Source organism: Rhodococcus sp. NPDC059968, from assembly GCF_042738615.1.
In the GTDB taxonomy this organism is placed as follows: Bacteria; Actinomycetota; Actinomycetes; order Mycobacteriales; family Mycobacteriaceae; genus Rhodococcus_F.
On record NZ_JBHWUE010000007.1, the window covers coordinates 1 to 18,319 of the forward strand.

Below are 18,319 nucleotides of genomic sequence, written 5' to 3' on the forward strand. Positions count from 1 at the left end.
GGCGGGCACGTCCTTGAACGCACCACCGAAGCTGCCGATCGGGGTCCTCGCGCCGTCGACTACCACGATCGGTTCAGGAGAATTCATGACGTGCCCTTCCGTCTCTCTACCAGTATGTGGAGATAGTAGGACTTCAAAGTACCCAGCGGTTCGGGCAGGGCCTCCGGCACGTCGCCGGGTCAGGTTCCGCGGATCAGATCGGCGCACTTCTCGGCCATCGTCATGACCGTGATGTTGGGATTGACGAAGGGCAGTTTCGGCATGGCGGACGCGTCCACCACCCGCAGATTGCGGACGCCTTTCACCCGCAGTTCCGGATCGAGAACGGCCATCGGGTCGGTCGCCGCACCCATCCTGGCGGTCCCGGCGGGGTGGTACACCGTGTTGTGCGTCCGATGCGCGTAGTCGACCAGTTCGTCGTCGGTCACCGCTTCCGGGCCGGGAGCCAGTTCCCTCGTGATCCAGTCGCGGAGAGGTTCCTGCTCGGCGATGCGACGCGCCAGCCGGATCCCGGCGAGCATTACGGCCTCGTCGTGGCCGTCCGGGTCGGTGAAGTACCGGGGATCCACTCGCGGACGATCCCGGAAGTCGCGGGAGCGGAGCCGCACCGTTCCGCGGGAGAGTCCCTGCGTGACATTCGGGGTGAGGCAGAAACCGTTGTCCGTGGTGGGGTATCCCCACCGGAGTGTGTTCATGTCGAACGGCACGCTGCCGTAGTGCATCATCAAATCCGGATAGTTCAGCCCCTCCGCAGTGGTGGCGAACACTCCGATCTCCCACCACTGCGTGGAAGTCTCGACCATCGGCCGGGACGCATCCCAGAACACCAGCCCCTCGACGTGATCGTCGAGGTTCTGCCCCACCCCGGGAGCGTCGACCCGAACCTGCACACCCATCTCACGCAGATGCACCGTCGGCCCGATACCCGAGAGCATCAACAGTTTCGGTGTGTCGATGGCCCCGGCGGTGACGATCACCTCGCGGCGCGCCGAGACCGTGTCGTATCCGGTGAGATCGGGACGCAGGTACCGCACGCCGGTCGCCGCAAGCGAATCGTCGATGACGATTTCGCTGACCCAGCAGTCGGTGCGCACGTCGAGATTGGGGCGGGACCCGAGGATCGGGTGCAGGTAGGCGTGCGACGTCGACATGCGCGTGCCGTCCTCGGACGCGTTGATCTGGAACCACCCCGCGCCGTCGAGCACTGTCGTGCCCCGGTTGAACTGCACGGTGGGCAACCCGACCTTCGCCGCAGCCTCGAGCAGGGCCACGCCGCAGGGGTCGTGCGGCGGGACGTCGCGCAACCGCACCGGGCCGCTGCGGCTGTGCTGCTCGCCGGGGGCGTCGTTGTTCTCGACCCGCGCCACGACCGGCAGCACGTCCTTCGCGCCCCAGCCGGTGGCGCCGGCCGCCGCCCAGTCGTCGAGTGTCTCGGCGGGTGGCCAGAACGCGATGCACGAATTGTGGGAGGAGCATCCGCCGAGCACCTTGGCGCGGGCGTGCCGCATGAAGCTGTTGCCCTTCTCCTGCGGCTCGACCGGATAGTCCCAGTCGTAGCCGGAGTCCAGCAGATGCATCCACTGCGACAGCTCGAGGACGTTGCGGTCACCGACGTCGGACGGCCCGGCCTCCACGAGGCAGACGGTCACCGAGGGGTCTTCGCTGAGCCGCGCGGCGAGCACACATCCGGCCGTTCCGCCGCCGGCGATCACGTAGTCGAACACGCTGTCCGTCATGGAAGTTCACTCTCCGCCTCGTCTTTCGACGACGCCGCATGCGAGGCGAGGCATCCGATGTGGTTGCGGCCCTTCACCGCATACCAGAGGAGACCGAGCCCGAGAATGATGCCGATGTAGACGAATGCACCCCACGTGTTGTACCAGGGGGTGCCGTACACCTCGGGGCGCGGCCACGCGAGATTGAGCGCCATCCCCACTCCCCACAGCACGGCGAAGATGTTCACCGGAAGCCCCCAGCGGCCCATCGTGAAGTAGCCGCTCTCCGCGAGTTCCTTCGGCGGCCACAGACCCTGTAGTCGCTTCTTCAGCAGCGGACCGGTGACCATGAGGTACGCCAGGTAGATCATGATGATCGCGATCGACGTCAGCACCGTGAAGATCTGCGGCTGACCGATGTTGATGACGAGGATGAACGCCGCGAGCACACCGATCACGATGGCGGGGACCACGGGCGTCTGATGCTTCGGGTTGACGTGGGCCAGGCGCTCCCCGAAGGGCAGCGCGTTGTCGCGGGCCATTGCGAACGTGAGCCGGATGGCCGCGGCGTGCACCGCGAGCGAACACACCGTGACCGCGACGACGATGCAGACCAGGAAGATCTTGCCGAGCGGCCCCCACATCACCTGCTCGACGATGTACTGCAGGCCGCCCTCACTGCTGCCGATCAGCGGATCCTCGAGGTCGGGGGCCGCCATGACGGCGAATACCAGGATCGCCCCGCCGATCACGAACGACGCGAGGATCGCCCGCAGGATCGCCTTGGGCGCCGTCCGTCGCGGGTCGACGGTTTCCTCGCCGAGCGAACTCGCGGTGTCGAATCCGTACATCACGTACCCGGACGCGAGAGACGCCACCAAGAAGACGGACAGATATCCGCCGCTCTCCCCGGCACCGTAACCGTGGGTGGAGAAGAACACGTCCGGACCGCGGGTGATGTTGGCGGCGAGGATGATGGCGATGAGGACGGCCGCGATCAGTTCGACGAACACACCCGAACTGTTGATGAGAGCCATCAGCTTGACACCGAACGCGTTGACCGCTGTGGTGAACGCGATCATGATGGTGCCGAGAATGACAGCGTTGGTGGCGAAGTCGTACTCGCCGCTGCCGTCACCGATGATCTGGAACCCGCTCCACAGCCGCGGCAGGTTGAGTTGCAGCGCCAGCACGACGGCGGAGAGGGTGACGATCGACGCGGTGAGCATCAGCCAGCCCGACGACCATCCCACGATCCTGCTGCCGAGCAACTTGGCCCAGTTGTAGACCGAGCCGGCGACCGGGTATTTGGCGGCGAGCTCCATGAAGCACAGGGCGACGGCCATCTGCCCGACGAACACCATCGGCCAGGACCACAGATACGCCGGTCCGGCGGTGCCGAACCCGAAGTAGAACAACTGGAACGTGCCGGTGAGAATCGAGATGTAGCTGACTCCCGCCGCGAAACTGGCGAATTTGCCGAGGCTGCGATCCAATTCCTGTTTGTACCCCAGTTCGCCGAGTCCACTGTCCCCCGGTGCACCTCCGTCACCCACTGCTCCGTGCCGAGTAGCCATGGTTCTCTCGCCTCTCCGTGCGCCGACCTAGCCGTTGTCGAACCACCCCGCCGCCGTGGGCGAGGTGTTGTGCCAGATATGTTTGGTCTCCTGGTATTCCGCCAGACCGGTGGGGCCGAGTTCGCGCCCGTTCCCCGACATCTTGAAGCCGCCCCACTCGGCGGCGGCGGTGTAGTAGCCGAAGTCGTTGAGCCACACCGTGCCGTGGCGCAGACCCCGCACCATCCGCTCACCCCGCGCGCTGTCGGCGGTCCGGACGCCGGCGGCGAGGCCGTACTCGGTGTCGTTGCCCAGTCGCAGCGCCTCCTCCTCTGTGGTGAAGCGCTCGACGGTGAGGATCGGTCCGAACGTCTCCTCCTGCACGAGGCGCATGGTGCGGTCGCAGTGGTCGAAGATGGTGGGCAGGTAGTAGCTCCCGTCCGCCAACGCGGGATCGGAGGGCCGGGCTCCCCCGGTCACCAACCGGGCGCCCTCGGAGAGGCCGAGCGCCACGTACCGTTCGACCTTCTCCCGGTGGGCCTCGGATACCAGCGGGCCGGTTCGGCTCGCGGGATCGAGACCGTTGCCCATCCGGATCTTCTCCGCCCGCGCGGCGAGCGCGGCGACGAACCGGTCGGCGATGGACTCCTCGATGATGAGGCGGGTGCCCGCCGAGCACACCTGACCGGAATGCAGGAACACCCCCGTGAGCACCTGGTCCACCGAGTCGTCTCCGTCCGCGTCGGCGAAGACGATGTGCGGATTCTTGCCACCGAGTTCCACCGCCACCTTGGTGACGTTCTTCGCCGCGGTCTCGAGGATGACGCGTCCGGTGGCCAGCCCGCCGGTGAAGGAAATGAAGTCGACGTCGGGGGTGCCCGTGAGTGCGGCGCCCAGGACGGCGCCGCTGCCCTGCACGAGGTTTACCACCCCGGCGGGGACACCTGCTTCGGCGATAAGCGCGGTGAACGCGATGGTGCTGAGCGGGGTCACCTCGCTCGGTTTGAGGACCATCGTGCACCCGGCGGCCAGCGCCGGCGCCACCTTCCACGAGATCTGCAGCAGCGGGTAGTTCCACGGTGCGATGAGCACGCACACGCCGATCGGCTCGCGCACCACCCTGCTGATCACCTCGGGGCGACCGACATCGATCAGATTGTCGGCTTCGACCGCGGCGAGTTGCGCGTAGTACCGGAACACCGACACCACGTCGTCGATATCGATCCTGCTCTCCTCCAGAGTCTTTCCGGTGTCGAGCGTCTCGATGCGTGCAAGGGTCTCCTTGTCGCGCTCGAGGAGATCGGCGATCCTCGCGACCAACGCCGTGCGCTCGGCGACGGTTGTGCGGGACCAGGTTCCCTCGTCGAAGGCCGCGCGGGCAGCGGCAACTGCGCGGGTTGCATCCTCCGGGGAGGCCTCGTCGACGGTGGCGACCACCGATCCGTCGGCCGGGTTGATGCAGTCGCGGGTCTCGCCGGAGCTGGAGCGGATCCACTGCCCGTCGACGAACAGGCCCGTGTTCAAGAGGTCATCGATCGACTGGTCCTGCATCACTCAACTCCGTGTCTCGCCGGAACGAACGCACCCCCTTTACGGTATGCCGTCGGAGTCGCGGTCGGCGGGGATCGCGCACACATGTCCGATTCGCCACGGTATCCGTGACCGAGAAGAGTGTGTCCGGTAGCCGGACGCGCGTGCGCCTAGCGGCTGCGATAGCGTCGTCAGGCGAACTCTTCGCACATTCCCGGACAGGACACACCAAGAAACGGAGCACCCGTGGTCGCGATCGGCACGTCGGATCTGGACATCTTTCCCCTGGCCCTCGGCGGTAACACCTTCGGCTGGACCAGTGACGAACCGACGTCGTTCGAGATCCTCGACTCCTTCGCCGCAGGTGGCGGCAACTTCGTCGACACGGCGGACTCGTACTCCGCGTTCGCCGAGGGCAACTCCGGCGGCGAGTCCGAGACCGTCCTCGGCAACTGGATGGCGTCCCGCGGCAACCGCGATCACATGGTGATCGCCACCAAGGTCAGCCAGCACCCGGAGTTCAAGGGCCTGGCCCCCGCCAACGTCCGCGCGGCGGCGGAGGCATCCCTGAAGCGGCTGCAGACCGACCACATCGACGTGTACTACGCCCACTTCGACGACGCCGACACTCCCCTCGTCGACACACTCGGTGCCTTCGACGAACTGGTCCACGACGGGCTCGTCCGCCACGTCGCCATCTCCAACTACTCGCCCGAGCGCATCCGCGAGTGGCTGTCCCTGACGGCCGAGAACGGCTTCGCGGCCCCGATCGCGCTGCAGCCCCACTACAACCTGGTGCACCGCCACGACTACGAGCCCGAGGTGGCCGCGATCGCCACCGAGAACGGCCTGGGCGTCTTCCCGTACTACTCGCTCGCCGCGGGTTTCCTCGCCGGCAAGTACCGCACCCAGGCCGACCTGGACGGTCAGCCCCGCCAGCGGATGGCGACCCGCTACTTCTCCGAGTCCGGCCTCGCCGTCGTCGACGCCCTGGCCGAGATCGCCGAAACACACTCGGCGGAGATCTCCACCGTCGCGCTCGCGTGGCTCCTCACCCGGCCCGGCATCACCGCGCCGATCGCGAGCGCGAGCCGCCTCGAACAACTTCCTGCCCTGCTCGACGCCCCGACCGTGACCCTGACCGCAGCCGAGATCAGCCGGCTCACGACTCTCTCGGACGCGATCGGCGCCTGACCTCAGCTCAGCAGCTTGCTCCGGAGCCGGTCGACGGTCGCCGCACTCAACCCGAGCCCCTCGGTGAGATAGCGGTCGACCGTGCCGTACTGCTCGGTGAGCCGACCGAGCCCGGCCTCGAGGTAGCTCCGGTCGACGCCCAGCAGCGGCTGGTAGATCTGCGCCACCGCCTCTCCGCGGCTCGCGGCGATCTGGTCGTACGTGATTTTCATCGATGCGGCGGTGTACTCGTTGGTGCGCAGATAGTCGTCGAAGGTGGTGTCCTGCGGGACTCCCGCGATGGACAGCAGCAGCGCGGACGCCCAGCCGGTGCGGTCCTTGCCCGCCGTGCAATGGAAGATCTGCGGCCCGTCGGTGTCGGCCAATGACGTCAGAAGTTGCGCGAACCCGGCCCGGGTTGCCGCGTCGTCGACGAAGCTTCGGTTCATCTGCTGCATGAACGCGACGGCGTCGGCGGGCGACTTCAATTGCGCGACTGCGGCCCCCAGGTCTCCCGACAGGATGGGGATGCCGAGGTACCGCGGCCCGGCCGGGAGCCGGTCGGGTTTCGCCGCCACCTCTTCGACGGTCCGCACGTCGTACACCGCGGTCAGTCCGAGCCCGGTGAGGACCGCGAGATCCTGATCGTTCGGAACCAGCGCGTTCGAACGGTAGAACAGTCCCCTCGTGACGTGTCCTCCACGGGAGGTGGCGTACCCCTGGCCCGATCCCCCGACGTCGCGGAAGTTGTCGACTGACGCCAATCGGGGTGTCTCGACGACCGGGCCCGCGCTCCCGAAGTCGGACGAACCGAATCCCGGGAGACTGATTCCGGGTAGCGACAGTGGGTCCGCCGAAGCGAACGCAGGCGCGCCGATACCGGCGAACAGGACGCTGCCGGTGATCAGCGCCGCGGCGGTGGAGGTGACGCGTCGAGACATAGGGGAAGCCTTTCGATGGGCTGTCGGGGAGATCCGCTCGTCCGGCATGTCCGGAACGTCAGCGGGTAATCCACATCACAGTGGCCGGACGTTTCCCGTGGCTACGAGTTGTTCCGATCACCGGGAGAACCCGTTTCCCGCCGGCGGCGCCCACAGCAGACTCGGGCCGTCGGCAGCCGACGTGCCCGACGAACGTGACTCTTTGACGACGAGGATGTGAGCTGAGATGACCGAGACCGCACAGCAACTGGCGGGGAAGGTTGTGATCGTGACCGGGGCGGCGCGGGGGCTCGGCGCAGCATTCGCCCAGCGCATCGTCGACGAGGGCGGCAGCGTCGTGGTCGGCGACGTTCTCGACGACGACGGCCGCGCGACCGTCGACCAGCTGGGTGAGCGGGCGCGGTACAGCCACCTCGACGTCACCGACCCGCAGCAGTGGCAGACCGCGGTCAACGTGGCGACGAGCGAATTCGGACGCGTCGACGGCCTCGTCAACAACGCCGGTATCTCCACCGGCCAATACATCGAGCACGAACCGCTCGAACACTTCCGGACCGTCCTCGACATCAACCTGACCGGCGTGTTCAACGGCCTGCAGGCCGTGATCGGCCCGATGCGCGCCGCCGGCGGCGGATCCATCGTCAACATCTCGTCGGCCGCCGGACTGATGGGACTCGCGCTGACCGCCGGTTACGGCGCGTCCAAGTGGGGTGTGCGCGGGCTCACGAAGATCGCCGCCGTGGAACTCGGCACCGACCGGATCCGCGTCAATTCCGTCCACCCCGGAATGACGTACACCCCGATGACCGCCGGCCTCGGAATCCAGCAGGGCGAGGGCAACTACCCGAACACCCCCATGGCCCGGGTCGGGGTGCCCGAAGAAATCGCCGGCGCCGTCGGATTCCTGCTGTCCGACGCGTCCACCTACGTCACCGGAGCGGAACTGGCCGTCGACGGCGGCTGGACCGCCGGGCCGACCGTCAAATACGTCATGGGCCAATGAGATCGAATTCGAAAGCAACACGAGGAGCACAGACGATGAATCGATTCGACAACCGGCGGATCCTGGTGACCGGAGCCGCGTCGGGTATCGGACAGGCGACCGCCCTCCGCCTGCTCGAGGAAGGCGGCACCGTCGTGGCAGCCGACGTCTCCGAGGACGGCCTCGCGCGGACGGTGGAACTGGCCGAGGCGGCAGGCACGGCGGGGCGCCTCAGCGTCGCCGCAATCGACATCGGCGACGAGAAGTCCGTCACCGACGGCGTGAGCCGCAGCGTCGAGAATCTCGGCGGACTGGACGTACTCGTGAATGCCGCAGGCATTCTCCGCGCCTCGCACACCCACGAGACGTCGCTGGACCTGTGGAATCAGGTGATCGGGATCAACCTCACCGGCACGTTCCTCATGGTTCGCGAATGCCTGCCCGCGCTACTGCGCAACGAGCGCAGCGTGGTCGTGAACTTCAGTTCCACGTCCGCCGCGTTCGCGCACCCCTACATGGCCGCGTACGCCGCGAGCAAGGGCGGCATCCAGTCGTTCACCCATGCGCTCGCCCTCGAATACGGCAAGCAGGGTTTGCGCGCCGTCGGCGTCGCCCCCGGCAGCATCAAGACCGGCATCACCGACGCCACATCCGGATACGTTCCGTCCGATGCCGATTGGAGCCTGTTCGCCAAGCTCTCACCCATCCTCCCGACCACCCTGGAATCGGGTGGCGCGGCCATGGGCGGACCCGAGCAGGTCGCCGGAGTCGTCGCCATGCTCGCCTCCGACGACGGCGCGTTCGTCACCGGAACCGAGATCCGCATCGACGGCGGAACCCACGCCTGAGCGGTGAACCCTTGCGCGTGCGACGGCGGCACGTAGGTTGGATCCATGAGCCTGCCCACACCTGCCGCCGATCGCACCGCGCTCGTCACCGGAGCGTCGTCCGGGATCGGCGCGGCCCTCAGCCGTGAACTCAGCCGCCGTGGTCACCAGGTGGTGCTCGTCGCACGCCGGGCCGAGAAGTTGGAGGAACTGGCCACCGAACTGCGGGCCGCAGGTGGTCGGGCGCACGTGCTGGGTGCCGATCTCTCCGACCGCTCGGCCCGCGCGACGCTGCTCGACCGGGTCGGCGAACTCGGTCTCACCCTCGACATCCTCGTCAACAACGCTGGCCTGTCCACACTCGGCCCGGTGGCCGCGTCCGATCCGGACGCCGAGATGAACATGATCGAGGTCGACGTGACGGCCGTCGCCGACCTGTGCAGCCGCGCCCTGCCCGGCATGGTGCAACGACGCCGAGGAGCCGTCCTCAACGTCGCCTCCACTGCCGCGTTCCAGCCGCTGCCCGGACAAGCTGCCTACGCCGCAGGCAAGGCATTCGTCCTGTCCTACACCGAGAGCCTGACCGGCGAACTGAAAGGCACCGGCGTCACGGCGACTGCCCTCTGCCCCGGGCCGGTGGACACCGGTTTCGGTGAGACAGCCGGCTTCGCGAAGGAAGACGCCGAGGCCGCACTGCCGAGCTTCATGTGGGAAAGCCCCGAATCCGTGGCCAGGACCGGAATCGACGGCCTCGACAAGGGGCACATGATCGCCATCCCCGGCCTCGCGAACCGGGCGGCTTCCGTGTTCGCCCACCTCGCGCCGAACAAGCTCCTCGTCCCCGTCCTGGCCAGCCGTCATCCCGGTTTGCGGACGTAGAAACGGCCGCCGGTTTACTGTGGCCTAGTGGAGATGACTACCGCTACTCGCCGATTCGCACAGATCACCGCCACCGTGGCCGTCGCCGCCGCCGCCCTTATCGGGAGCGCCGGTGTGGCCGCCGCCGACGAATGGCCGCCGGTGCCCACCGAGCCCAGTCCGGTCGCGCCGTTCGACAACCAGAACTTCCTCACCCCGACCGACGTCGACTATTGGAATCCGTTGGTCAGCGCAAATCGGCTCACCTCGCCGTTCGGAACCGCCAACCGCATCGTCTGCACCGGATTCCACGGCGTGCTGCTCGATTGCTGGCAAGCCGACCAGAACGGGCAACCACACAAACTCGTCAAGTTGTCCATGGACTTCCCCGGATCCCTCGGCGCCACCCTCCCCGGCGGAGGCCCCGGGCACTTCGTCTACCCGGGCTTCATTCCGGGGATCTGAACCAGATCACAACGGATCGCCCTCGACCCGTCCTGCCGGAAGCGTACGGCCGCAGATCATCAGTGCGAGATCCTCGCCCACTCCGCGCAATTCGGCGCCCGATCCATACGACCAGTCGAGGTCCGTGGCCCGCAGGCGGCGACCCTCGATGCCGACGCCGAAATTCGAGTGCCCACCACCCGCCGTGAGGTCGTTGAGGACGATGCGGATCGCCGCCTCGGGTACACGGCGCGGAACCCCGAGCGGGACCGTCGCGTCGAGTCCGTGGATCACCACATGGTTGAGAGCGCCGTGGTATCCGCCGCCCGGTGGGGTCCAGCGGCGCATGATGTCCGAGCGCAGGTTGGCGACGAGTTCCGCTGATGCCAATTCGGCGTCGCTACGGGCGATCTCGTTGGACAACCGGGTGAAATCGAACTCGCACTCACGCAGGCGCGCCATAAACTGTTCCTCGGAGTAGCGCGCCGCCATGGTGAGATGCGCGATCACTTCGCGAACCCGCCAACCCTCGCACAGCGACGGTGTGTCCCACTCCGCCTCCGAGATCCCGTCGAGCAGATCGGCCAGTGCCGTGAACTCGTTCACGACCGCACGTTGCAGAGCGGCGTCATCGGTCATCGCTCTCGGCCCCCACATCTCTGTCGACGAGACTTCTCACGCCCACCGTAGACCGGATCCGCCGAGTATTGCCCCAGTCGAACATGATTGGTAGAATCGAACACATATTCGAACGGCCTTGGGGGAGGTTGATTGTGGGGGAACTGGCACCGGCTCTGGACGAATTGCGTGCGTTCACCGCGCGGTTGCGTGTGGTTTCTGCCGACGGCGATCCGGGACTGGGCATCGATTTGCTCGATGCGATCGAGACGTTGAAGTCGGTCGGGTGCGCGGTGCAGGCGGTGATCACCGACGACGTCGCGACGAATATCCGTGCCGACCGCAGGGCTCGGCGACTTCCGCAGTCCGAGTGGGGTCGGGGTATTGCGTCGCAAATCGCCTTGGCACGCAGGGAGTCCCCCAATCGGGGCGGCCGGCATCTGGGGTTCGCGCAGGCTCTGGTGCACGAGATGCCCCACACTCTGGCCATGTTGCAGACCGGCCGGTTGAACGAATGGCGTGCGACCCTGCTCGTGCGGGAAACAGCGTGCCTGTCCGCGGCAGATCGGGGAATCGTCGACCGCCGGTTGTGCTCGGACCCGGCCACTCTCGACGGCGTCGGCGACCGCGGTCTGATCGCCCGGGCGAAAGCGTTGGCGGTCGAACTCGACGCCGCCGCGGTGGTCCGAAGGCATCGCAAAGCGGTGTCGGAACGGCGCGTCACGACACGGCCCGCCCCTGATTCGATGGCCTACCTGAGTGTGCTGATGCCGGTCAAGCAGGCCGTCTGCCTGCAGACGACCCTGGGTCGGGACGCGGACAGCCTCATCGCGACCGGCAACAGCGGCGGCCGCACCCGCAATCAGCTCATGGTGGATCTGATGTTCGAGCGTGGCACTGGGCGGGCTGCTGCTATTGGTGTTCCAGTGGCGGTGAATCTGGTGCTCTCCGACGAGACCTTGCTGGCCGGTGGTCACGAGGCCGCGCAGCTACAGGGATTCGGGCCGGTGTCGGCGGGTATCGCTCGGCAGTTGGTAGCCGACGCCGTCGATAGTGGCACCGAGACGTCGCTGCAGCGGGTGTATTCCTGCCCGCAGTCGGGTGCGCTGACGGCGATGGAATCGCAGTCCCGTACGTTCCCGAAGGGCCTGAGGAAGCTGATCGATCTCCGGGATCGGACGTGCCGCACTCCGTCGTGCGATGCACCGATCCGGCATCACGACCACATCCGCTCACGCCGAAAGCAAGGGGCGACCAGCGTGCACAACGGGTCCGGCCTCTGCGAGGCCTGCAACTCTGCGAAGGAAGCGCCGGGCTGGACGGCCCGCCCGGTCGGCCGGCCCGGCCGCACCCACCTCATCGACGTCGGCACCCCGACCGGGCACCACTACCGATCAACCGCGCCGCCGCTCCCGACCCCGGCGCACCTGCGCGCGTCATGAGGTGGCGATTACCCTCTCGGTCGCCGGGGTGATCCGTAACAGCACCCGCGGCTTCTGCCGACGCGCGAGCATTCGTTCGACGAACATCACGATCCGGTATTCGAGCCCGTACTCGTCCCGGATGGTGTCGGCCATCCTTCGGCTGGTGGACTCGTCGGTGACGATCTCGGCCACTGCGGCGACCGAGTCGACCCCGGCGTCCACTTTTCCCCGCCGGGAACATGGGCGAAGTTCGACGCTCGGGTTGTTGCGTAGCCGCTTCACCTTTCCGCTGTCCGCCGGGGTAATGACGATGAGATCGTCGCCGTCGCGCGCGATCCAGACCGGCGTCGACACGGGCTCCCCGGACCGGCGGAACGTGGTGAGGGAGACGAACGATTCATCTCCCAGCGCGGTGAATGTCACTTGTTCCCACCTGACCAGGACGTGAGTTCGGCGATGTCGCCGTACAGCGTCGACTGGTAGGTGAGCATCAGTTCCTCCACCCCGCCGAACTGATCGCCGACGTGATGGGTGTTCTCCGCCGACAACTCGCGGTCGCCGGAACGTGCGATGAGTTCGTCGATGCGGCTGTCGAGACTCATCGCCCGGTTGACGGCCAGCACTGATCGCAGTTGCACCTCGGCTCGGGACAGCAGGTCGCCGATTCGTGCGAGTGCGGCGACGCGGTCGACCAGTTGATCCCACACCGGCTTCAGCGCGTTCTGCCGGGCCTCGATCTGTTCACGGGCCGTGTCGGAATGGGTGGCGCGCAGTGCTTCGTCGAGTTCGGTCCGGATTCCGCGCAGCGCCACGGTGTCGACGGCGATCTGTGTCAATTCTTCGGCGAGGTCGAGTTGGTACCGCTGGATCGCGAAGTGCTCCGAATGCCAGACTGCGGAACCGTCGATCCTGTCGAAGAGCATCCCCGCCAGGTAGAGCAGGGTGTCGTACAAGTCGGCGAATCTGTCGTTGTCGAGATCGACGCCCTTGCCGATGGCGTCGGCGACACGTCGTCCGACTGCGGCCATCGGGGTGTTCTCGGCCGCCTGGCCGAGTCGTTCCGCCGCGGTGCCGCGGGCATAGTTGCCTGCACGTTCGAGCGCGGTACCGGCGATCGGCGCCGGTGTGCGTTGCAGCGCCTGGAACAGCGCCTCACGCTGTTCGAGGTCGAGATGGACACCCTCGCGCCGATCCCGACGCATCGCCCGGACACCGTTGCCGTAGTGCGCCGGCGACATCACCACCGCAGACCGATATGACTGCAGCCTGCGGCCCAGTTCGGTGGCGCGGTACTTGAACAGCAATTGGGCCGGTCCGGGACGCAGGCTGTCGGCGCGGCGCGCCACCTGGTGGTACTCGTCCGTCAGCAGACGCAGCGCCCCGAAGCCCCGGATCGACGGGATGGTGCGGCCCGCGCGACGCCGGTTGGTGAGTACCTGCCGGGTGGGCAAATCGAGGTGTCCGGCGGCGATCAGCACAGCAGCGGCGTCCGACAACGGGGCGTGCGTGCCCGTGATCGCGGATCGTTCGCACCACTGGCGGACCTGCAGGGAGATGCGTGCGCGCCGCTCCTCGTACTGGGTGCTTTCCGACATCGGACCTCCTGGCAGTTCGCTGCTCACCACTGTCCCAGAATTTCGTCCGACGCGCCGCGACCGCTCGAGGCCGCCTGCGGTTCTAGGCTCTCCCTCATGACCTTCACGGTGCGTGCGGTACTTCTGTTCGCGACGGCGTTGGTGGTGGCCGGTTGCGGTCGCTCGGTCGACGGCTCCCCCGAGACCGGCGCCGTCGCGGGGCCCGCGACCACCCCGAGTGTGACGACCGCACCGAAGACGACCACCACTACCCCTACGAGCACGACGAGCCCCACGACCAGGACGACTACCACCACGAACACCCCTGCCCAGGCAAACCCGCAGACATTTGCCGGCACCGCGGAGGGGAGCTATTACTTCACGACGCCGAGCACCAAGTTCCACTGCGCGATCCTCACCGGCGGCGACGTCCCGACCGCCGGCTGTCACGGCCCGATGCCGGCGTCGGCGCCGAAGGTTCCGGGGTCCGGTGCGTCCGGCACCCCGGTGACACCCAACGCGATCGAGGTCACCGGTGGACGCCCCGGTGAGTTCGCCAGCGCCGGCGATCCCCGGTACTACCCTCTCGACGGATCCGCCGCCCCCGCACTGTCGTACGGCACCGCGTTGCAGGTGAATGACCTGACGTGTCTCGTCGACGAGACGTCCGGGGTCTCGTGCCGCAGCGATGCGGGCCACGGATTCACGCTCTCGGACAGCGCGTTTCGAGTGTGGTGAGGCGGTCAGCCCAGTTCGTCCGAGCGCCGTTCCATCATCGTGCGCAGCTGGGCGTTCTCCTTCGCGGTGAAGCCGATCGTCTCGATCTCCCCGATGCCGCGCCCGATGCCCTTGCGAACGCCGTCGAGCATTCTGGTGACCGCGCGTTCGGGAACACCGAGCCGCCCACCGGATTCGACGAGGTGCCTGCGCGTCAGCTTGTTCGCCTTGCCGTAGAAGTCGAGCGCCATCGGGTCGCGCCATGCGAGGTACGGCTGGGTGCACAGGAGGTCGTAGGCGGGTGTGACACTCCACAGGCCGGATTCGGCGAGCTGCACCGAGAAGTTCTTGCCGTGCAGGTCGCCGTTGCCGATCGCGTACGAATAGGCGACCAGCCGAAGCAGTTCCAGGGTGGCCACCCGCGCCGAACCGCCACCGCGCTCACACACGCCGGCGAGTGCGGTGATCACACTCTCGGTCTTCAGCCGGTACTTGGCGGCGGGGAACATTCCCATCACCTGGCACGCGTCCTCCTGGGGTGTGCGGATGACGCGGCCGGCCGAATCGACGCGCCGGTCGAACCGGGCGACGAGCAGACCGGCATTGCCCTTCCCATCGCGTACCAGCTGGTGGTCGGCGACGGGCAACCCGCACTGCGCGGCGAGTCCCATGAAGAAGTGCTCGTTCTCGACCAACTGCGGATACCCCTGCGGTGGTGAGAGTTTGAGGATGGCGGGACCCTTCTCGGTCGCGATCGGTGTCGAGTACATCTGAGCCGACACCTTCGCCTGGACACCGGGCAGCGAGGTGGGGTCCAGCTTCACCGCCTCGTGCCCCGACATGTGCTCGAACAGCGCCCGCAGGTCCTGGCGCTCGACCGCGTCGGGGTCGAACACCGGTGCGGTCTCGGGCGGCGGCACCCCCGCGGGCAGTACGCGCACGTCGCCGATCGTGTCGGCCCCGACCGCCATCAGGATCGTGAGGTGATCGTCCTCGGACGTCTTGGTGGCCGCCACCGCGCCCCGCAGCCTGATCCCTTCGGGGAGGAGACCCGCGAAGAACGGCGGGACGCTGCCCCCACTCGCGCGCACGTCGGTCGACGACGTGGGGATCGTCCATGCGACCTGCGGGGCGCCGGGGTCCTGCAGGTACGCGGTGTCATAGCGGAAGACGACGTCACCGCCCTCCCGCACGAGACTGCCCGCGAGGCGCTCACCCTTGTAGACATCTGCGCGGTCGACGCTGCTGAGGTTCTCGACCATCAGGACGCCACCTCCACACCCGAGCGGGTGACGAGTGTCAGACGGCATCCCATCGCGTCCGCGACGGCGTCGACGAGATCAAGTTGGACGGTTCCCCGACCCGATTCGATCGACTGCACACTCGACCTCGACACCCCGGCCAGGTCGGCAAGCTCCGCCTGCGTGAGCCCGAGCTGATGTCGGCGCGCCACGAACCCGTCGGCGATCCCGCCGGTCTCGGTACGCTCGCGGCGGCGTGGGGTTGCCATTGAAGCCTCCCTGATCAGTGCAATGCTTGTCGACGGATGCTTAACGCCAGTGTGCGCCGATTCTGCCCCGAAGTCCATGCCTATGATTGCGAATGCAAGCTTAAGGTGCGAGAAGGTCCGAAATGTGACCTACACCGGTCGTAAGCCTGCGATGACAAGCACAAGGTTTGTTGACACACCCACCCCCTACCCTGGATACATGCGCATAGGAGCACACGTCCGCCAGGACGACGATCCGATCGGATACGGCGAACGGCTCGGCGCCGACGTCATTCAGATGTTCCTCACGGACCCACAGAAGTGGGAGAAACCGCCCGCGCATCCGCGGACCGACGAGATCCGGAACAGCCCCATCGACGTCGTCGTGCACTCGTCGTACGTGATCAACGTGGCCAGCCTCAACAACCGGCTCCGGATGCCGTCCCGCAACGCCGTCGCGCAGCAGGCCCAGGCCGCCGCCGACATCGGCGCGTTCGGGCTGGTGGTCCACGGCGGGCACGTCCGCGACGGCGAGGACGTGAACGCGGGGATCATCAACTGGCGCAAACTGTTCGAACGCCAGGCCGACAAGGGCGGATTCCCCGTCCCCATCCTCATCGAGAACACGGCGGGCGGCGACTTCGCGATGGCACGGCACTTCGACGCCATCGACCGGCTGTGGCAGGAGGTCGGTGATTTCGGCGCCGGATTCTGCCTCGACACCTGTCATGCGTGGGCGGGTGGTGAGGAACTGGTGGGTGTCGTCGAACGCATCAAGGCCATCACGGGGCGCATCGACCTGGTGCACCTCAACAACTCCCGCGACGAGTTCAACTCGGCCCGCGACCGGCACGCCAACCTCGCCGACGGAACCATCGACGCCGAACTGCTCGCCGAGGTCGTGCGAACCGCCGATGCGCCCGTCGTCCTCGAGACGCCGGCGGAGGGGCTGGCCGAGGACCTCGCGTACCTGCGGGAAACTGCCGGTTAGTCGCCCAGCCGGCCGGTCAGCCTGCGGTACCGCTCCTCGCTGACCGGATTCAGGCCCTCCACCGTGACGTCGGTGCCGCGACTCGCGTACTTGGTGGTGATGCCGTCGAGCGCGGCCACGGTGGACGCGTCCCAGATGGTGGCGCCCGACAGATCGATCACGACGCGGCCGGGGTCGTCCGCGTAGTCGAACGAGAACACGAGATCGTTGGACGAGGCGAAGAAGAGCTGACCGCTCACCCGGTACGTCTTCACGTCGCCGTCGAGTTCGCCGCGCACGTCCACCATGTGAGCCACCCGGCGCGCGAACAGAACCATCGCCACCAGCACGCCGACACCCACACCGATCGCGAGATTGTCGGTGGCCAGGGTGCCCGCCACGGTGCTGAGCATCACCATCGTCTCGCTCAGCGGCATCCGCCGGAGCGTGCGGACGCTGTGCCAGTCGAAGGTCGTGGCGGCCACCAGCACCATCACGGCGACGAGCGCCGCCATCGGAATGGTCCCCACCACGTCGCCGAGCCCGACCACGAGAATCAGCAGAAACGCACCGGACAGGAACGTCGACAACCGGGTTCGCGCGCCGCCGGTCTTGACGTTGATGATGGTCTGCCCGATCAGTGCGCACCCGCCCATGCCGCCGAAGAGCCCGGTGACGATGTTCGCGACACCCTGCCCCCACGACTCCCGCGTCTTGTCCGAATGCGTGTCGGTGACGGAGTCCACCAGTTTGGCGCTCATCAACGATTCGAGCAGTCCGACGACGGCCATCGCCAGCGCGAACGGCGCGATGATCTTCAGGGTGTCGACCGTGAGCGGAACGTCCGGCAGCCCGATCAGAGTCGGCAGCCCGTCGGGCAGTTCACCCTGGTCGCCGACGGTGGGCACCGCGACACCGGCGAGGACGGTGAACGCGGTGAGCCCGACGATCACCAGCAGCGGGGCGGGCACCGCCGTGGTCAGCTTCGGGATCCACACGAGCAGCGCCAGGCCGGCCGCGAGGAGCGCGTACACCGCCCACGGCACGTTCGTCAGATACGGGAACTGGTGAACGAAGATGAGGATTCCCAACGCGTTGCAGAACCCGACCATCACACTGCGAGGCAGGAACCGCATGAGCCGCGCGACCCCGAGGACGGCGAGGAGGATCTGCATCGCACCGCCGAGGAAGACGGCCGCAATGAGGTACTGCAATCCGTGTGACGCCATGAGCGGGGCCAGCACCAGCGACACCGAACCGGTGGCCGCGGAGATCATCGCGGGACGGCCGCCGGTGAACGCGATGGTCATCGCCATGATCGCGGCGGTGAACAAGCCCACCCGCGGATCGACACCCACGATGATGGAGAACGACAACGCCTCCGGGATGAGGGCCATCGCCACGACGAGCGCGGACAACGACTCGATACGAAACACCGTCGGATGCAGCCACACCGGCCGTCGGAGAGCGAGAGTGGGCACGGCGAGACAATCCTTCTTCC

18 protein-coding genes are annotated in these 18,319 nt (G+C 67.2%); 8 read left to right on the forward strand and 10 right to left on the reverse strand.

Annotated features, from left to right (window positions below; genetic code table 11):
* Window positions 1–179 precede the first annotated feature (179 nt).
* The 3 genes from ACFWAY_RS09085 to ACFWAY_RS09095 are packed head-to-tail and all read right to left on the reverse strand — an operon-like array spanning window position 180 to window position 4,822.
* Entirely contained in the window at window positions 180–1,736 is a 1,557-nt protein-coding gene (locus ACFWAY_RS09085) for a GMC family oxidoreductase (RefSeq protein WP_378510493.1), read from the reverse strand.
* Window positions 1,733–3,292: an APC family permease gene (locus ACFWAY_RS09090; RefSeq protein ID WP_378452275.1), complete on the reverse strand. Its 1,560-nt coding sequence runs from the start codon at window positions 3,290–3,292 to the stop codon at window positions 1,733–1,735. Before ACFWAY_RS09090 ends, ACFWAY_RS09085 begins: the two co-directional genes overlap by 4 nt.
* Window positions 3,293–3,319: 27 nt before the next feature.
* Complete coding sequence (locus tag ACFWAY_RS09095; RefSeq protein WP_378510494.1) at window positions 3,320–4,822, reverse strand: aldehyde dehydrogenase family protein; 1,503 nt, start codon at window positions 4,820–4,822, stop codon at window positions 3,320–3,322.
* Window positions 4,823–5,047: 225 nt separating this feature from the next.
* Between ACFWAY_RS09095 and ACFWAY_RS09100 the strand changes: the two genes are divergently transcribed.
* Window positions 5,048–5,995: an aldo/keto reductase gene (locus ACFWAY_RS09100; protein WP_378452277.1), complete on the forward strand. Its 948-nt coding sequence runs from the start codon at window positions 5,048–5,050 to the stop codon at window positions 5,993–5,995.
* A 2-nt stretch (window positions 5,996–5,997) separates the two neighbouring features.
* On the opposite strand, the gene ACFWAY_RS09105 is transcribed toward ACFWAY_RS09100, so the two are convergent.
* A complete protein-coding gene (locus tag ACFWAY_RS09105; RefSeq protein WP_378510495.1) occupies window positions 5,998–6,915 on the reverse strand; it encodes a tyrosine-protein phosphatase in 918 nt (305 codons plus the stop codon).
* Between the two features lie 226 nt (window positions 6,916–7,141).
* On the opposite strand from ACFWAY_RS09105, the gene ACFWAY_RS09110 reads away from it, so the two are divergent.
* From ACFWAY_RS09110 to ACFWAY_RS09125, 4 genes are read left to right on the forward strand one after another with little or no spacing between them, the layout of a single operon-like run.
* Window positions 7,142–7,918 carry an SDR family oxidoreductase gene (locus ACFWAY_RS09110; protein WP_378510496.1) on the forward strand — a complete coding sequence of 259 codons (777 nt, stop codon included), beginning with the start codon at window positions 7,142–7,144 and terminating at the stop codon, window positions 7,916–7,918.
* Between the two features lie 35 nt (window positions 7,919–7,953).
* Window positions 7,954–8,745 (forward strand): SDR family NAD(P)-dependent oxidoreductase, encoded by a 792-nt coding sequence (locus ACFWAY_RS09115; RefSeq protein ID WP_378452280.1) that lies wholly within the window; start codon window positions 7,954–7,956, stop codon window positions 8,743–8,745.
* A gap of 45 nt (window positions 8,746–8,790) precedes the next feature.
* On the forward strand, window positions 8,791–9,603 hold the full coding sequence (locus ACFWAY_RS09120) for an SDR family NAD(P)-dependent oxidoreductase (RefSeq protein ID WP_378510497.1): 813 nt from the start codon (window positions 8,791–8,793) through the stop codon (window positions 9,601–9,603).
* Between the two features lie 33 nt (window positions 9,604–9,636).
* Window positions 9,637–10,047, forward strand: a complete 411-nt coding sequence (locus tag ACFWAY_RS09125; protein WP_378510498.1) for a hypothetical protein — start codon at window positions 9,637–9,639, stop codon at window positions 10,045–10,047.
* A 6-nt stretch (window positions 10,048–10,053) separates the two neighbouring features.
* On the opposite strand, the gene ACFWAY_RS09130 is transcribed toward ACFWAY_RS09125, so the two are convergent.
* Window positions 10,054–10,665 carry a maleylpyruvate isomerase family mycothiol-dependent enzyme gene (locus tag ACFWAY_RS09130; protein ID WP_378510499.1) on the reverse strand — a complete coding sequence of 204 codons (612 nt, stop codon included), beginning with the start codon at window positions 10,663–10,665 and terminating at the stop codon, window positions 10,054–10,056.
* Window positions 10,666–10,799: 134 nt separating this feature from the next.
* Here ACFWAY_RS09130 and ACFWAY_RS09135 point away from each other — a divergent pair, with 134 nt between their 5' ends.
* A complete protein-coding gene (locus ACFWAY_RS09135) occupies window positions 10,800–12,086 on the forward strand; it encodes an HNH endonuclease (RefSeq protein ID WP_378510500.1) in 1,287 nt (428 codons plus the stop codon).
* On the opposite strand, the gene ACFWAY_RS09140 is transcribed toward ACFWAY_RS09135, so the two are convergent.
* Together ACFWAY_RS09140 and ACFWAY_RS09145 are read right to left on the reverse strand one after the other, a co-directional pair.
* Window positions 12,081–12,491 carry a PPOX class F420-dependent oxidoreductase gene (locus tag ACFWAY_RS09140; protein WP_378510501.1) on the reverse strand — a complete coding sequence of 137 codons (411 nt, stop codon included), beginning with the start codon at window positions 12,489–12,491 and terminating at the stop codon, window positions 12,081–12,083. The genes ACFWAY_RS09135 and ACFWAY_RS09140 overlap by 6 nt on opposite strands.
* Window positions 12,488–13,663, reverse strand: coding sequence for a hypothetical protein (locus ACFWAY_RS09145; protein WP_378510502.1), 1,176 nt, complete (start codon window positions 13,661–13,663; stop codon window positions 12,488–12,490). The genes ACFWAY_RS09140 and ACFWAY_RS09145 overlap by 4 nt, the downstream gene beginning before the upstream one ends.
* A gap of 96 nt (window positions 13,664–13,759) precedes the next feature.
* On the opposite strand from ACFWAY_RS09145, the gene ACFWAY_RS09150 reads away from it, so the two are divergent.
* On the forward strand, window positions 13,760–14,380 hold the full coding sequence (locus ACFWAY_RS09150; protein ID WP_378510503.1) for a hypothetical protein: 621 nt from the start codon (window positions 13,760–13,762) through the stop codon (window positions 14,378–14,380).
* 5 nt (window positions 14,381–14,385) lie between these two features.
* Here ACFWAY_RS09150 and ACFWAY_RS09155 read toward each other — a convergent pair whose 3' ends face one another.
* Window positions 14,386–15,621 (reverse strand): type II toxin-antitoxin system HipA family toxin, encoded by a 1,236-nt coding sequence (locus ACFWAY_RS09155; protein ID WP_378510504.1) that lies wholly within the window; start codon window positions 15,619–15,621, stop codon window positions 14,386–14,388.
* Window positions 15,621–15,869: a helix-turn-helix transcriptional regulator gene (locus ACFWAY_RS09160; RefSeq protein WP_378452289.1), complete on the reverse strand. Its 249-nt coding sequence runs from the start codon at window positions 15,867–15,869 to the stop codon at window positions 15,621–15,623. The genes ACFWAY_RS09155 and ACFWAY_RS09160 overlap by 1 nt, the downstream gene beginning before the upstream one ends.
* Before the next feature lie 199 nt (window positions 15,870–16,068).
* Between ACFWAY_RS09160 and ACFWAY_RS09165 the strand changes: the two genes are divergently transcribed.
* Window positions 16,069–16,839 carry a deoxyribonuclease IV gene (locus ACFWAY_RS09165; protein WP_378452290.1) on the forward strand — a complete coding sequence of 257 codons (771 nt, stop codon included), beginning with the start codon at window positions 16,069–16,071 and terminating at the stop codon, window positions 16,837–16,839.
* Here the strand turns inward: ACFWAY_RS09165 and ACFWAY_RS09170 are convergent.
* Window positions 16,836–18,299 carry a SulP family inorganic anion transporter gene (locus tag ACFWAY_RS09170; protein ID WP_378452291.1) on the reverse strand — a complete coding sequence of 488 codons (1,464 nt, stop codon included), beginning with the start codon at window positions 18,297–18,299 and terminating at the stop codon, window positions 16,836–16,838. The two genes, ACFWAY_RS09165 and ACFWAY_RS09170, sit on opposite strands and share 4 nt — an antisense overlap.
* Window positions 18,300–18,319 lie beyond the last annotated feature (20 nt).